The following is a 15,201-nucleotide window of genomic DNA, read 5'->3' as shown; positions in this document are numbered from 1 at the left end:
CAAAGTGAATTTTTCTGAAGTGAGAGAAGACATTCGAAACCAAATGATCGTGGACGGCGCAAGTTATGAATATTTTGATCTGTCCCGGTTGGCTCTTTATGAAGACTATAAGCATGCAGAAAATCTGCCGTTCTCCATAAAAGCCTTGTTGGAAAGTGCCATCCGCCAATTTGACGGAAAATATATTACGGAACGGCATATCCGCCTGCTCGTCAATTGGCAACAGACCCAAGCGAGCAAAGAAGAAATTCCATTCAAGCCCGCCCGGGTCGTTTTGCAGGATTTCACCGGAATCCCGGCCATTGTAGACTTAGCTTCGATGCGGAATGCGGTCCATGAAGCGGGGGGCCAGGTAAAAGACATCAATCCCCAAGTTCCCGTCGACCTCGTCATCGACCATTCGCTCATCGTAGAGAAGTCGGGCACCGATGAGGCTTTCGAGTATAATCTTGATTTGGAATATGAGCGGAATGAGGAGAGATATCGATTTGTCCGATGGGCTCAACAGAGCTTCGATCATTTCCGAGTCGTTCCACCCGCCTCGGGCATCGTTCATCAAGTCAATTTGGAGCATTTGGCGACTTCTGTCATAACAAAGAAAGAAAATGAGTCTGCTGCGATCTTTTTGGATACTGTCATCGGAACGGATTCTCACACGCCGATGATTAATGGATTAGGGACGATTGGCTGGGGAGTGGGGGGAATCGAAGCGGAAGCGGCTATGCTTGGGAAGCCGCTCCATCTTGTCATCCCTGAAGTGGTCGGCGTCAAGTTGACCGGTGCATTGCCGGATGGGGCAACGGCGACTGATATCGCTTTGACAGTGACGAGCCGGCTGCGCAAGCACGGCGTCGTCGGAAAGTTCGTCGAGTTTTTTGGGACGTCTTTACCCCAGCTCCCGGTGGCAGATCGCGCAACGATTGCCAATATGGCTCCTGAATATGGAGCAACGATGGCATTTTTCCCGATGGATGAAGCCGTGATGGATTATTTACAGGCAACCGGACGGGAGCAGCACGTGAATTTGTCAAGAGCATACCATCAAGCGCAAGGCTTGTATCGCTCCGCGGAAATGGCAGAGCCTTCTTTTACTGAGGTGCTGGAAATCGATTTATCCCAAATCGTTCCGACGCTGGCCGGACCGAAAAGGCCCCAAGATCAAGTGCCTGCTTCGGAAATGAAAAGAGAGTTTGAGGATGCGCTGCACCGGCCGGTCGATCAGAATGGCTACGGACTTGCAAAAGAAGAAGCGGAGAAATCGGTTGAGTTGCCGCAGCACGGCACGGAACTGCGGACGGGTGACATAGTGCTGGCCGCCATTACGAGTTGCACGAATACATCCAACCCTTCTGTCATGATTGCTGCGGGGCTGGTGGCAAAAAAAGCGGTGGAGAAAGGGATCGTACCGCCATCCTATGTAAAGAAAACGATAGCGCCGGGCTCACGGGTGGTGACGAACTATTTGGAGTCGGCCGGTCTCCTGGCGTATTTGGAGCAAATCGGATTTTATATCGATGGCTACGGTTGTGCGGTTTGTTGCGGTAACACGGGCGCTTTTGACGAGGAGATCGAGACTGCGATTCAGGAGAATGATTTGCTAGTTGCTTCGGTTTTAAGCGGTAATCGGAATTTTGAAGGTAGAGTACATCCGCTCATTAAAGCCAACTACCTGGCCTCGCCGCCGTTGGTAGTCGCTTATGCCTTGGCCGGCAAGGTTGGGATAGATTTAATGAAAGAGCCGATCGGCAAGGACGCTGAAGGCGGATCCGTATATCTTCAGGATCTATGGCCTTCTACAGAGGAAATCGACAAAGTCATATCCAAATCAGTGACCCGGTCCCTCTTTGCGGAACAATATGAAAATATATATGAAAATCCCCGGTGGAATGAACTTGCCTTTTCAACAGGAAGCCTGTATAAATGGGAGGCCGATTCGACGTATATCCAAAAGGCACCATTTTTCGGATCAGTTAGCCGAAACAGTGCAACTGCGGATTCGATGTACAAGATGAACGCCCTGCTGTATTTGGGAGATTCCATCACAACCGACCATATATCCCCGGTCGGACAGATCGGTGTCACTTCCCCAGCAGGCCGGTATTTGTCAAAACAGGGTGTGTCGCCGGGCCAGTTCAATTCTTATGGATCCCGGAGAGGAAATCACCATGTAATGATCCGCGGTACGTTCTCCAACGTCAGGCTGCGCAATAAGTTGGCGGACGGGAAAGAGGGCGGTTATACAAAGTTCCTGCCGACCGATGAACTGATGACGGTATACGATGCAGCGATGCGTTACGAGAAAATTGGGAAGAATTTGCTGATCATTGCCGGAAAAGAGTATGGAACGGGCAGTTCCCGGGATTGGGCGGCAAAAGGAACGAAGCTGCTCGGCGTCAAAGCAGTCTTGGCAGAGAGCTTTGAAAGAATCCATCGGAGCAACCTTGTTGGGATGGGTGTTCTGCCTCTCCAATTCAAAGAAGGCGAAAGCGCAGAGAAGTGGCAGCTAGATGGGACGGAGGAGTTCACCATAGCCGGCTTGGATCAGAAAGAGCTCGCTCCTTACCAACTTGCGACAGTCATTGTCGAAAGGAAGAACGGCAAGACGGATAGCATCGAAGCGATCTTACGATTAGACAGCGATGTGGAAGTGGAATATTATACAAACGGCGGTATTTTGCAAACTGTCATGCAGCAATTTTTAGAAAAGAACGAAAGGGATTTTTCAGATGAGCAGTTCGTCTCAAGTGAATAGGATGTCAACGAGTGATATCGCATATGAGGAAATCAAAAAGAAAATCATTGAAATGCAGTACGATCCCCAGCAGCATTTGATTGAAGAACAATTATCCGAGGACCTCAGTGTCAGCCGAACCCCTTTGCGGCAAGCGTTATACAGGTTAATCCTGGAAGGGCTTTTAGTGAAACAATCCAATGGAAGAATTCACGTCGCTCCAATCAGTTTGAGTGAGATGGAAGAGATTTACCGGGTGCGAGAAGTGCTAGAGGGTCTGCTGTCCAAAGAGGCTGCCTTGAATATGACAGAGCCGAAGCTGAAAGAACTGGAAGATATAATCGTACTGATGAAATTATCGGCCGAGCAACAGCGCAATGAGCATCTCATCATGTATGGAAGCCAGTTTCACTCGGTCCTCTATTCGCTTAGCACAAACCAGACTGCCAAGCGATTCATGGAACAAATCAATACGCAGGTGGAACGGTATCGTAGAGTCGGCCTGAAGAGTCCTTCTTATTCTTCCGCGGTTTCCATCTTAGAGCATGAAAAGATTATTAAGCTCATCAGGGAAAACAAGCCGGATGAAGTAGAGACGGAAATGCGGCTTCATATTAGTCGCCGTTTTCAAGTGGCAAAGGAAACGGTGGAAATGTACTTGGAACCGTAGCCTGCCAGAAAAAACAATCGTTGAAAAAGGCACCGTGCAAATGAAAAGGTACCTCTTTTCAACGATTTTTTTACGGAATGAAAGGAGATGGTCTGTTTGATCGACTTGCGCAGCGATACGGGTACATTGCCGTCATCAGCAATGAGACAGGCGATGATGAATGCGGAGTTGGGCGATGACGGACGGACAGGAGAAGATGGGAAAGGGGAGGATCCGACGGTTGTCCGTTTGGAAAGAACAGCGGCTACCCTATTGGGAAAGGAAGATGCGCTATTTTGTCCTAGCGGAACGATGGCCAACGTGATAGCAGTCCTATCCTTTACAAAAAGGGGCGATCTGGTTGCACTCGATCGAAAATCGCATCTGATAGTGTCGGAAAAATCCCTCTTTTCCCCGGATCTCTTCGGAAGAACGGCAGTGGCGATAGAGACCAATAAAACAGGGGTGCCCAACTTGGATTTTTTGGAAAGGCTGTTCAAGCAACAAGATGTAAAATTGCTTTGCTTGGAAAACACGAATGGCTATTATGGAGGCAATTGCTTGACTGTTTCCCAAGTAAATGAAATTTGCATGTTGGCCGACCGATTTCAAATCCCTATCCATCTAGACGGTGCAAGAATGTGGAATGCGGCGGTATCCCTTCAATGTGAGGCTTCTGATCTGGCTCGCCCCACGGATACGGTGATGTTCTGCTTATCCAAGGGGTTGGGTGCGCCGGTTGGATCGCTGTTATGTGGCACCAAAGAGCGGATTCGGGAAGCGAGGGTTCTTAGAAAAGCAATCGGCGGCACGATGAGGCAAGCGGGGATCATGGCAGCTGCAGGGTTGGTTGCTTTAGAGAATGTGGACGCCTTGCGGGAGGATCATGAAAAAACGACACGGTTCGTCCAGTTATTGAAGCCCCATCCCCTCTTTTCTGTGCAATCTTATCCACATCCGACAAACATGGTCCATATGCGAATCATGGATACGAAGATGAATTCCGAGGCAGTAGCACATATTTTGAAACAGAAGGGACTCTTGGTAAAAGCGATGTCGTCGGACAGGCTGCGTCTTGTCTTCCATCAGGACATTTCATGGAGGGAAGTGGAACAGGCAGCCGACATTATGAATTCATCTATATTAACAATGAAATAGGAGTGAAAGCGGAGGAGAATAAACTTGCATATTACTTATCTGCTTCTAGCAATCAGTACAGGGTTTTTGATGTCGACAATCGGGGTGCCCGCCGGATGGCTCCTCGGTTCCATCATCACAGGGATTCTTTGGGGAGTGACCAGAGGGACTCTGCAATTCGGGGGATACTCTTTTAAAGTCGCCTTGTCCCTCGTGATCGCCAATATCGGACTGCGTTTGGATTTGAATACAATCTATAATCTACGTTCTTATTTGCTTCCATTTACCTTCACACTTTTATTCACTATTCTCTGTGGATATAGTTTAAGCCTACTACTTCATAAAAAATCCAGCGTCGACGGGTCAACCGCATTTTTTTGTTGTTTACCCGGCGGCGCATCGGAAATTATCGCGATCAGCAAAGAATACGGAGCGGATGATCGGATAGTGGCAGCCTTTCATACTTTACGAATCACCTTCTTTGTGTTGACCGTCCCATATCTCCTCGGTCGATACCATAAATCGGATGTGGTTGAAGCGACTCGACAGGTGACACATCTGGAATTGTCTCATCTACTATTTTTCCCCGTAGTCACTATCTTGACCTTATGGCTTGACCGTAAATTCCGATTTCCTGGAGGGGCACTCCTTTTTGCCATGGCCATCAGCTTTGCGATTTCGACATTCATTACACCGATTCCTACCCCGCCGTCTTATGTAACTGGGATCGGACAAGCTATTATCGGCAGCATGGTCGGAATCAGGTTCGATAAGCAAGTTCTTGTCCGGCTGCTTGGCGTGGGAAAAATTGCATTCAGCCTCATAGGTCTATACTTGGGATTCAGTTTTATAACGGGCTATTTGTTTCACTTGATGACCCAGCTTTCTTTCTCCGTCAGCTTGCTTGGAACCGTGCCGGCAGGAGCAGCTGAAATGTCCGCTACTGCTGTTGCTTTGCAGCTATCCCCTTCGATCGTTGCAAGTTTGCAAATTATGAGGGTTGTTATTTTGTTTTTATTGTTGCCTTGGCTTATTAAACTATTTAAATGGCGATTATCCAAAAAAGAAGAGTCCTTGCAATCGAATGAATAACCAATACGGAGCGCACTATTCGAATTTCGAATAGCGTAGTATGACGAATTGCAATTTTCTATAAGGCTAACTAATTGATAGGATGAATTTGTATAGAAGTAAAGTGATATGCAACAAGGGGAGAGAATCATGGATATTGTAAAACAGTTTCAGGTAATTCCGACAACCTGCATCTCGGATGCATTACATGGGCTTAATAATTTGGATGCGGCCATCAAACCATTAAAGGAGGAGTACCGGGTTGCCGGGCGTGCATTTACTGTGAAAATGCCGATCGGTGATAATCTAGTAGTATTGAGAGCGATACGCGAAGCTCAACCAGGAGATGTCTTGGTGATTGACGCAAAAGGCGATACGTACCGGGCGATTGCAGGAGATTTCATTCTCGGAATGGCGCAGACGCTAGGGATTAAAGGCGTTATTTCGGATGGGGTCATTCGGGACATTGTAGGATCAAAAAAAATGGGTTATCCCATATTTTGTAAAGGGACCACAGTCGCGGCAAGCGGGAAAGCAGGGGAAGGGGAGTGTAATGTCCCCATATCTTGCGGCGGAGTGACCGTCCATCCTGGAGATATTGTAGTAGGGGATGCGGATGGCGTTGTCGTCATTCCCCGTTCAAAGGAAGAAGAGGTGTTGAAAAAGTCGCTGAAGAAAGTGAGACAAGATGAGCAGAGGGCGGAGAAAGTATCAGGCAATCAGGATGAAATTATCGCATACTTGGATAATATGCTGGGATGAGAGAAAGAGGTGTCCCGCAGGATGACAAATGGTCGGCTTGCGGGACACCTTTTTTCTTATGGAGTAGGTAAAGCCGACTCTTTGATATAATCGACAAACGCTTTGACGACATGCAGTTCCTCCGCACTTTTATGATAAATCATCCAGGTTTTCTGTGTCACGGGAAGTCCTTCCTTTGTTTGTAATGGGACTTGATGTACTTGGGGAACATCCTCTAAAAAAAGGGAAGGGAGGATGGCGTACCCGAGACCGCTTAAGACCATCTCTTTACACGTATCGCCCCGATCGACCGTAACTCTCGTAAGGGGCGCTTGTGAATAACGTTCCGCCCACCAGTTATCGGTCAGGTGTTTGTAAAGAGAATCTGTTTGGTAGTCGATCCTTGGCATATTTGGAAGCTCTTCAAGACGAATGGGATGCAGGGAAGCGATACAGAGGGCTTCTTCAAATAACAGCACTTTTTCGCCAGGCCAATTATAATCTCCCCGGATGAACCCGATATGTACGTCCTGGTGATACGCAAGATGGTTGATTTGTTTGCTGTAGCCGGTTTCAATGTGAAAATCGACGTCCGGATAGGTCTCCCCGAAAGCGATAAGCCACTCCGGAAGTTTATATTTACTAATGAAATTCGATACGCCCAAGCGCAAAGTGCCGGCAATATAATGGTTGAAATTATCGATTTCTTCTCGTATTCCTCGAAATGTTTCCAATAGCTCTTCCGCCCGCTTTGCCAAATATTCGCCTTCAGTAGTGAATTGGACTCCCTTAACGCCGCGGTTGACGATCTTGACCCCTAATTCTGTCTCCATTTGCTGTAAGCGCTTCGTTAAAGTTGGCTGGGAAATATACAGCACCTTTCCTGTATTCGTTATGTTCTTCTCTTGAAAAAGTGTATGGATAATAAGCCAGTCCCTTTCATTCATACCAACCCCTCCATTTTTACCAAAGCATAGCATAGAAAAGAATACTCCGTCACTTCTATTCCAAATGATGATCATGCGCAATGAAAGAATGGTATTTTTCCATGACCTAGATTTCCTTTAAGCTGAAGATAGATCATTGGTTAGGAGAGATGTCAAAGTGAGCGTTGATACGAAAAAAATGATTTCGCGATTGGTGGTGAATGAGAAGGAATATAAGTATTATTCCATCCAAGCATTGGAAGGTTACGGATTTACAAAGGTGAGCAGATTGCCGAATTGTATCAAAGTGCTGCTTGAGGCAGCCGTCAGAGGATATGATGGACGCCTAGTCACGGAAGCGCATATAGAAAAACTCTCCAATTGGTCGGTTGAACGGAATCCTCGAGAGGAAGTGCCCTTTAAACCGACTCGTATTTTACTACATGACACAACCGGGCTGCCGGCGTTAGTAGATTTGGCGGCCATGCGGGATGCCCTTCATCTGAAAGGCGGGAATGCCGCAACAGTAAACCCGCTCATCCCCGTGGACCTCGTTGTAGATCATTCGGTTTCGGTTGATTTTTATGGAAGTCCGAAAGCAATGGAGCTGAATGAAACACTAAACATCGAAAGGAACAGGGAGAGGTTCTCTTTTTTGAGATGGGCACAGCAAGCTTTTGAGAACTTGCAGGTCGTCCCGCCGGCTACCGGCATTATGCATCAGATAAATATGGAATATTTAACATCCGTAATCGTCTCCGAAGAAGTGAATGGCGAAACGATATTATATCCGGATTCCCTTGTGGGAACAGACTCGCATACGACAATGATCAATGGTCTTGGTATCGTTGCCTGGGGAGTGGGAGGAATCGAAGCTGAAGCAGCAATGTTGGGTCAGCCCCTCTATTTCGGGGTTCCAGAAGTGGTTGGCGTTAAGTTGACCGGTTCTCTATCGGAAGGGGTGACTGCCACCGACTTGGCACTAACGATTACCCAGATGCTGCGGAAACAGGGGGTAGTCGGAAAGTTTGTAGAGTTTTACGGACCCGGTGTGCGTTCCCTCAGTGTGGCGGATCGGGCGACTGTTGCCAATATGGCTCCTGAATATGGAGCAACGATGGGATTCTTTCCTGTGGATCCTGAAACGATCCGGTATTTGCAATCAATCGGGCGGCGCGAAGAGCAGTTGACCAGGATCGAAGCGTACTACAGAGTGCAAGGAATGTTTATGGACAGCCATAGTGAAGAACCCGAGTTTCCGGAAAGTGTGGAATTAGATCTCACTACGGTTACTTCGTCAATCGCCGGACCGAAACGTCCACAAGACCGGATTGGTTTGAAGAAGATGAAAAGGGCCTTTCACGAAGTTATCCGAAAACCCGTTGCGGATGGGGGCTTTGGGGTCTCTGAAGAACAGTTGAAAAAAGAGGTGGTGATACAACATGAAAATGGAGAGACGTCGCGTATTACGAATGGATCCATTGTCCTGGCAGCAATCACTAGCTGCACCAATACGTCCAACCCCACTGTCTTACTGATGGCTGGATTATTGGCGAAACATGCGGTGGAAAGGGGATTGACAATGCCCGCATTCGTGAAAACTTCCTTGACGCCTGGATCGCAGGTCGTGACAGACTACTTAACGGAGACTGGATTGCTTTCCTATTTGGAACAGCTCGGCTTCTATATTGTCGGATACGGCTGCGCAACATGTATTGGCAACTCAGGTCCGCTTCCAGCCGAAGTGAGTGAGGCAATTACACAGCATGATCTGACCGTAGCATGTGTCCTCTCCGGAAACCGAAATTTCGAAGGCCGAGTCCATCCGGAAGTGAAAGCCAATTATTTAGCCTCTCCGCCGCTGGTCGTCGCCTATGCGCTCGCCGGAACGGTGGATATCGACTTTGCCACTGAGCCGATCGGAATAGACCAAGAACGTCAGCCTGTCTTTTTGCGCGATATTTGGCCGTCAACTGAAGAGGTTCAGCGATTGCTGGCGGATGCTTTGCGGCCCGAAATGTTCCGTGCCCGCTATTTGGATGTGTACAATGCAAATGACCGTTGGAACAAACTGGATACCCCGACAGGTCAGTTGTATGATTGGGATGCTTCTTCGACATATGTTCAGCCGCCGCCATTTTTAGACAGCTTGCCCGATGAAATTCCGGCAATAAAGGAAATTGAAAGAGCAAGGGTATTGGCTTTCCTCGGAGATTCGGTGACGACAGATCACCTCTCTCCATCGGGAATTATACCTGCCAATAGTTTGGCGGGTCAGTACCTGTACGAACAAGGGGTTGAACGGGGGCAATTGAACTCGTATCCGTCAAGGCGTGGCAATCACCATGTCATGGTTCGAGGAGCATTGGCCAATGTTCGGGTACAGAACAAATTGGTTCCCGGTTTGGAAGGTAGCTTCACTAACTATTTGCCTACGGACGAAACAATGTCCATGTACGAAGCTGCCGCAAGATATCGAGAGGTCGGTGCACCCCTTATAATATTGGCCGGTAAGGAGTATGGAACAGGTAGCTCAAGAGATTGGGCTGCTAAAGGGGTGTATCTTCTTGGGGTAAAAGCGATCATCGCAGAGAGTTTTGAGCGAATTCACCGTAGTAATTTGGTGGGGCTGGGTGTCCTCCCGCTTCAATTTGTCCATGGTACAGGTGCGCAATCATTGGGCCTGTCCGGGAGAGAATTATTTTCTACAGTAGGTTTATCTGATCGAATGCGGCCCAATGAGTTGATTAAAATGAAGGCTGAACGAGCAGACGGGACGTCATTTATCTTTAATACTATAGTGCGTCTTGATAATGCAGTCGATATCGAAACTTATCAAAATGGAGGAGTTATGCGGAAAGTCTTGCGGAATTTGCTCAATCAGAATGCGAGACAAAATTGAGTGAAAGCGACTCCGTTTTTCAACAAAAACTTTATGGACAAAAAAAAATAAAAGAACATTAAAGTCATTATTATCAAAATATTGCGCATTGCATTTTTTTTACTATACTTAATTTTGCACCAACCAAAAGTTATAAGGGGGTAAAATTTATGAAGCAGAAAAAGAATTTATTTCTCGTTATCATGCTCTTGACAATCGCAGCAGTCTTGGCAGCGTGTAATAGCAATGACGGAAAAGAAGCTGAGGCTCCTGCCGACACGAGCGGGGGAAGCGATGTCACAGAAACTAGCGGTCCGGCAGAAGAAACAGCTGGCGATTGGAAGCCAACGAAGCCTATCGAGTTCATTGCTCCATCCGGTGCAGGCGGCGGATGGGATACGACGGCTCGTGCTTCTTCCAAGGTATTGGAAGAAGAGAAGATTGTTGAACAGCGCTTTGCGGTAGTCAACAAGCCGGGTGGCGGAGGAGCAATCGGCTGGGCATACATTGATGGTAAAAATACGGATGACCATCTACTGTTCGCAACCTCTCCACCAATTATGTTCGTTCCGTTAAACAATCAATCAGATTTAGGGCATCAAGACTTTACTCCGATTGCAGCGTTGACGGCAGATTATGGTGCATTCCTTGTGAAAGCGGATTCACCGTTTGATACGATGAATGATCTTGTAGAGGCAATGAAGGCCGATCCGACATCCGTTTCAGTCGTCGGTTCTTCTTCACCGGGCAGTATGGACCACATGCAGTTTGTCAAATCGGTCCATGCAGCGGGCGTAGATGCTAAAAGCGTTAAATATGTATCTTCCCAAGATGGAGCGGGCATGACAATGCTTTTGGGTGGCCAGGTCGATGTGTTTTCAACAGATGTTGGAGAGGCAGTGGAGCAATACAGAGCAGGTAATGTGAAGGTGTTGGCTATAACTGCTGAAGAGCGTATGGAGGGTGACGTTGTATCTGAATTCCCGACTTTAATTGAGCAAGGAATTGATGATTCGTTCGTTGTGTGGCGCGGCATCATGGGTCCTAAAAACATGAGTAAAGAAGCAACGGCTTTCTATGAAAACGCCTTCAAAGAAATGAGTGAAACCGAAGCTTGGAAAACCGAACTCGAACGTTATGGTTGGGCTCCTAACTGGATGGGCAGCGAAGAATTCAGCACATTTTTGGATGAGCAATATGAAGCCATCAAATCGTTAATGGAAGAAATGGGACTTAGATAAGGTATGCACGGTTGGATGAAGGATGGTCTTTCACCATCCTTCTTTTTTAAAGTGAAAACCTGATTAACCTTCATAACGGTAGAGTTTGGATATGAAAAGGAGTGTGTCTATGTTACGGTCGATGGATCGAAAAGTCTCCTTGGTAATTATGGCCCTCGCAATTTTTTATCTCACACTGAGTTATCGGCTTCCGAAGTTTGCCTTTACTCAAGTAGATGCGGATGTCTTGCCACTTGGACTAGGATATTTATTGTTAGGGTTGGCGGTTATTCTGTTCATCCAGAATAAGCCGGAAACGGAAGAGCAAAAAGAGAAGCGGACGTTGAAAAAGGAAGATCTAATCCTTTTGCTTGTGACCTTAGGTGCTCTTATCCTATATGTTTTTTGTTTAGAATTTCTAGGTTTCGTCATCAGCACCATCATTTTCTTGTCATTAACGATGAGAATGTACGGGTATATGAACTGGACGCGCAATGTGATCGTTTCTCTCGTTTTTACCCTCTTTCTCTACTTCGCATTTAACTATTTATTAAAAATCTATCTCCCGCAAGGAATTTTGCCATTTTAAAAGGAGAGGAAGTTAGCAGATGAGTACGATAGACAGCATATTATATGGTTTTCAAGTAGCTCTCACTTGGCAAAATATCATGTTTGTCTTTATAGGGGTGCTGGCCGGTACAGTGATCGGCATGTTGCCTGGACTGGGGCCAATCAGTGCAATTGCAGTCATGATTCCATTGAGTTATGGAATGCCGGCTTCTTCAGCGTTGATCTTAATGGCGGGGGTATACTATGGAGCTATATTCGGCGGTTCCACATCATCTGTTTTGCTGAATGCTCCGGGTGTTGCTTCGACGGTTGCCACTTCGTTTGATGGCTATCCGCTCGCCAAACAAGGGAAGGCGGGGAAGGCATTAGCCATTGCCGCCATCGCTTCCTTCGTAGGAGGAACTTTTGCAACGGTCGGACTCATGCTGGTCGCGCCACAATTAGCTAAAGTCGCTCTATCATTCGGCCCAACAGAATATTTTGCCCTAATGCTCTTAGGTTTGACGGCTATTGCGTCATTGTCGGATGGTTCTACCGTGAAAGCTTTCATTTCCGCTACTGTCGGAATCATGGTTGCCACAATTGGAATTGACGGCCAGACCGGGACGCAGCGGTTTACATTCGGTAGTACGAAACTACTGGATGGCATAGACTTTCTGGTCATAGCGCTAGGTCTCTTTGCGCTTGCCGAAGTGACTACACTCATTATTAGCCGCAAAGAAAGCCTGTTCAAGAAAGGCAGCGACATCGGCAGCTTGAAGATTACAAAGGATGAGGTGAAAGAAATGGCGGCGCCGGTTGGACGGCAGTCAATCCTTGGATTCTTCATTGGCGTATTGCCGGGAGCAGGAGCGACGATCGCCTCTTTCCTCGCTTATATTACAGAGAAACGGCTATCGAAGAAGTCGGATACTTTTGGTAAAGGGAATATTGTTGGTGTAGCAGCGCCGGAGTCGGCGAACAATGCCGCGGCGGGCGGATCATTTGTCCCGTTGCTGACATTAGGAATTCCGGGTTCGGGGACGACAGCGATTATGCTGGGCGCATTACTCGTAGTCGGCGTACAGCCAGGGCCTATGCTGCTGACTGATCACCCGGATGTTTTCTGGGGAGTTATAGCAAGTATGTACATCGGGAATATTATGCTCCTTATTTTGAACTTGCCTTTAATTCCATACTTTGCAAGGATCCTTTATATTCCAAAAGGTATGCTTATTTCCTTGATTTTAATTTTCTGTTTCATTGGCGTATACGGTGTTAATTTTAGTCAGTTTGATTTATATGTGCTAATCGTGTTTGGGGTAATCGGCTATTTGATGCGTATTCTATCATTTCCAGCAGCTCCGTTCATTTTGGCCTTCATCCTTGGCGGTATGATGGAGCAGTCCTACCGTCAGGCATTGACGATTTCAAACGGCAGCCTGAGCATTTTTATCGAGCGTCCGGTTTCTTTAGCATTGCTTCTTGTGGCGCTTGCATCGTTGTTCGTACCTCTCATTCTTTCCAAAATTACGAACCGCAATAACGGTGCCAAGGCGGCTTGAACTTATTCCTCAGGGGGGAGACGAGAATGCCGCTTTCCGTTTCAAATAAACTCCGGTTTGGTTTCACAGTTGTCCTGATGCTCCTGATCCTAGTCGGAGCAACTTCCTACTATTCTATTCATGCCATTACTAAAGAGTATCGATCACTATTGGAAGGCAATGCACATAAGGTCAGTCTTACGGACGAGCTGATCAATATTCAGAAAGATAGTTTCATTGCCATCAATGAATATATCATTTATAAAAATCCCCATTTTTTGGGACTGAAAGATGAAGCGATCGAGAAATCCGATGCCGTGTTGGATAGCATGCTCTCTTTGTTCACCAGTGATCAAGCTCTTACGATTTTGAATGAAATCCAAGATACCCGGAATTTGTTCATCAGCCAAATCGAGATGATCGCGAGTCAGATAGCGAGTGGCTCCCAGTTGGATTTTCAAGAGCTTGCGCGGGAAGCATCCAGTCTGAATTCCTGGCTGACGGTCAACGCGGAAGAACTGAAAGACATCCAGCAAGATGAAATGGAAACGGCACAACAAAAAATAGAAGTTCTAAAAGCCCGGACGAATATTATTGTCCTCTCCCTGCTGAGCATAGCGGTCTTGGCAGGCGTTCTTATCGCTACGTATTTGGGACAGAGCATCGGCCGTCCTATTGCCGAAATGACGCAGGCGATGAAACAAATTGCCGCAGGAAACTTGGCGCAACAGGAAGTCGTCATCCGGAATAGGGATGAAATCGGTGAAATGGCTGCGTCCTACAACGAAATGGCGAATAATTTAAGAGGTCTGTTGGCGAAGATTGGTATTTCCTCCGAACACCTTACCGTCCAGGCGGATCAACTGTTGGCCAGTTCAGAAGAGAGTTTGGCTTCCTCGGAAGTTGTTGTGAATGCAGCGGAAAACAATATGCACGGAAGCCGGGACCAAATGGTAATTGTGGAGAATGTCCTGTCCTCCATGCAGCAGCTTCAGCAAGAGATTTTAAAAATCTCTTCCTATAATGAAGCAATGCTGGCTTCCTCCAAGTCGGTAGCTTCATTTGTTCAGCAAGGCACATCCAACATATCGGACGTTGCGCGGGAGATGGAACGGGTTCATCTGTCCATCGATCATTCGGCGTCTACTATCCATGAGATGGCTAACCAGGCGAGTAAGATTCAATCGGTTACAGATCTCATCAAGGAAATATCCGAACAGACCAATTTACTGGCAATCAACGCTGCAATCGAAGCTTCTCGGGCAGGAGAGAGTGGAAAAGGGTTTGCCGTAGTCGCCGAAGAGGTCAGAAGACTTGCCACACAAACTAAAACAGCGGTAAATGAAATTGAAACAATGATGTTAACGGTTCAACGTGAAACGATCAAGGCTGTTCAGTCAATCACCGAGGGCAGTACCATTGTGGAAAATGGGCTACAATTAACTAACCATTCATTGGAAATCTTCGTTTCGATTGAAAGTGCAGTAGAAGATGTAGGAGAAACTATTGAAACCGTTTCTGTTTCCATCGGAGAAATCGATGGGATTACAGGAGATGTCGCCCACGGATTAGATAGAATAAACGAATGGGCAGAAACCTTTCTGCAAGCGACTTCAGAAACGAGTTCGGCGACCGATCAACAGCTTGCGAGTAATCAAGAAGTCGCTGCAAGTTCCAAAGAGCTGACGACAGTGGCAGAAGCACTTCATACCGAAATCATGAAATTCAAAGTTAATGTATAGAAAAAAGACA

General features: G+C 47.0%; 11 protein-coding genes. 10 read left to right on the top strand and 1 reads right to left on the bottom strand.

Going from position 1 to position 15,201, the window contains the following annotated elements:
* Nucleotides 1-4 precede the first annotated feature (4 nt).
* The 5 genes from acnA (MKY41_RS11920) to MKY41_RS11900 all read left to right on the top strand — a co-directional run bounded on the left by acnA (MKY41_RS11920) (nt 5) and on the right by MKY41_RS11900 (nt 6,350).
* Nucleotides 5-2,752: an aconitate hydratase AcnA gene (gene acnA / locus MKY41_RS11920; RefSeq protein ID WP_340745224.1), complete on the top strand. Its 2,748-nt coding sequence runs from the start codon at nt 5-7 to the stop codon at nt 2,750-2,752.
* Complete coding sequence (locus tag MKY41_RS11915; protein ID WP_340745223.1) at nt 2,727-3,401, top strand: GntR family transcriptional regulator; 675 nt, start codon at nt 2,727-2,729, stop codon at nt 3,399-3,401. The genes acnA (MKY41_RS11920) and MKY41_RS11915 overlap by 26 nt, the downstream gene beginning before the upstream one ends.
* A gap of 96 nt (nt 3,402-3,497) precedes the next feature.
* Nucleotides 3,498-4,538 (top strand): threonine aldolase family protein, encoded by a 1,041-nt coding sequence (locus MKY41_RS11910; protein WP_340745222.1) that lies wholly within the window; start codon nt 3,498-3,500, stop codon nt 4,536-4,538.
* A gap of 24 nt (nt 4,539-4,562) precedes the next feature.
* Nucleotides 4,563-5,609, top strand: coding sequence for an AbrB family transcriptional regulator (locus MKY41_RS11905; protein ID WP_340745221.1), 1,047 nt, complete (start codon nt 4,563-4,565; stop codon nt 5,607-5,609).
* Between the two features lie 129 nt (nt 5,610-5,738).
* On the top strand, nt 5,739-6,350 hold the full coding sequence (locus MKY41_RS11900; protein ID WP_340745220.1) for an RraA family protein: 612 nt from the start codon (nt 5,739-5,741) through the stop codon (nt 6,348-6,350).
* A gap of 56 nt (nt 6,351-6,406) precedes the next feature.
* Here MKY41_RS11900 and MKY41_RS11895 read toward each other — a convergent pair whose 3' ends face one another.
* A complete protein-coding gene (locus tag MKY41_RS11895; protein WP_340745219.1) occupies nt 6,407-7,276 on the bottom strand; it encodes a LysR family transcriptional regulator in 870 nt (289 codons plus the stop codon).
* Nucleotides 7,277-7,433: 157 nt separating this feature from the next.
* Between MKY41_RS11895 and acnA (MKY41_RS11890) the strand changes: the two genes are divergently transcribed.
* The 5 genes from acnA (MKY41_RS11890) (at nt 7,434) to MKY41_RS11870 (ending at nt 15,191) form a co-directional block, all read left to right on the top strand.
* Nucleotides 7,434-10,157 (top strand): aconitate hydratase AcnA, encoded by a 2,724-nt coding sequence (gene acnA / locus MKY41_RS11890; protein WP_340745218.1) that lies wholly within the window; start codon nt 7,434-7,436, stop codon nt 10,155-10,157.
* A gap of 149 nt (nt 10,158-10,306) precedes the next feature.
* Nucleotides 10,307-11,377, top strand: coding sequence for a tripartite tricarboxylate transporter substrate binding protein (locus MKY41_RS11885; protein WP_340745217.1), 1,071 nt, complete (start codon nt 10,307-10,309; stop codon nt 11,375-11,377).
* Nucleotides 11,378-11,486: 109 nt separating this feature from the next.
* On the top strand, nt 11,487-11,945 hold the full coding sequence (locus tag MKY41_RS11880; RefSeq protein ID WP_340745216.1) for a tripartite tricarboxylate transporter TctB family protein: 459 nt from the start codon (nt 11,487-11,489) through the stop codon (nt 11,943-11,945).
* A gap of 19 nt (nt 11,946-11,964) precedes the next feature.
* Nucleotides 11,965-13,470 (top strand): tripartite tricarboxylate transporter permease, encoded by a 1,506-nt coding sequence (locus tag MKY41_RS11875; RefSeq protein ID WP_340745215.1) that lies wholly within the window; start codon nt 11,965-11,967, stop codon nt 13,468-13,470.
* Nucleotides 13,471-13,496: 26 nt separating this feature from the next.
* Entirely contained in the window at nt 13,497-15,191 is a 1,695-nt protein-coding gene (locus MKY41_RS11870) for a methyl-accepting chemotaxis protein (RefSeq protein WP_340745214.1), read from the top strand.
* The last annotated feature ends 10 nt before the right edge of the window (nt 15,192-15,201 follow it).

The sequence above is a fragment of the Sporosarcina sp. FSL W7-1349 genome (assembly GCF_038003045.1).
Classification (GTDB): Bacteria; Bacillota; Bacilli; order Bacillales_A; family Planococcaceae; genus Sporosarcina.
The sequence above is the reverse complement of the archived record's forward strand: the minus strand, read 5'-3'. Positions and strand labels throughout refer to the sequence as shown.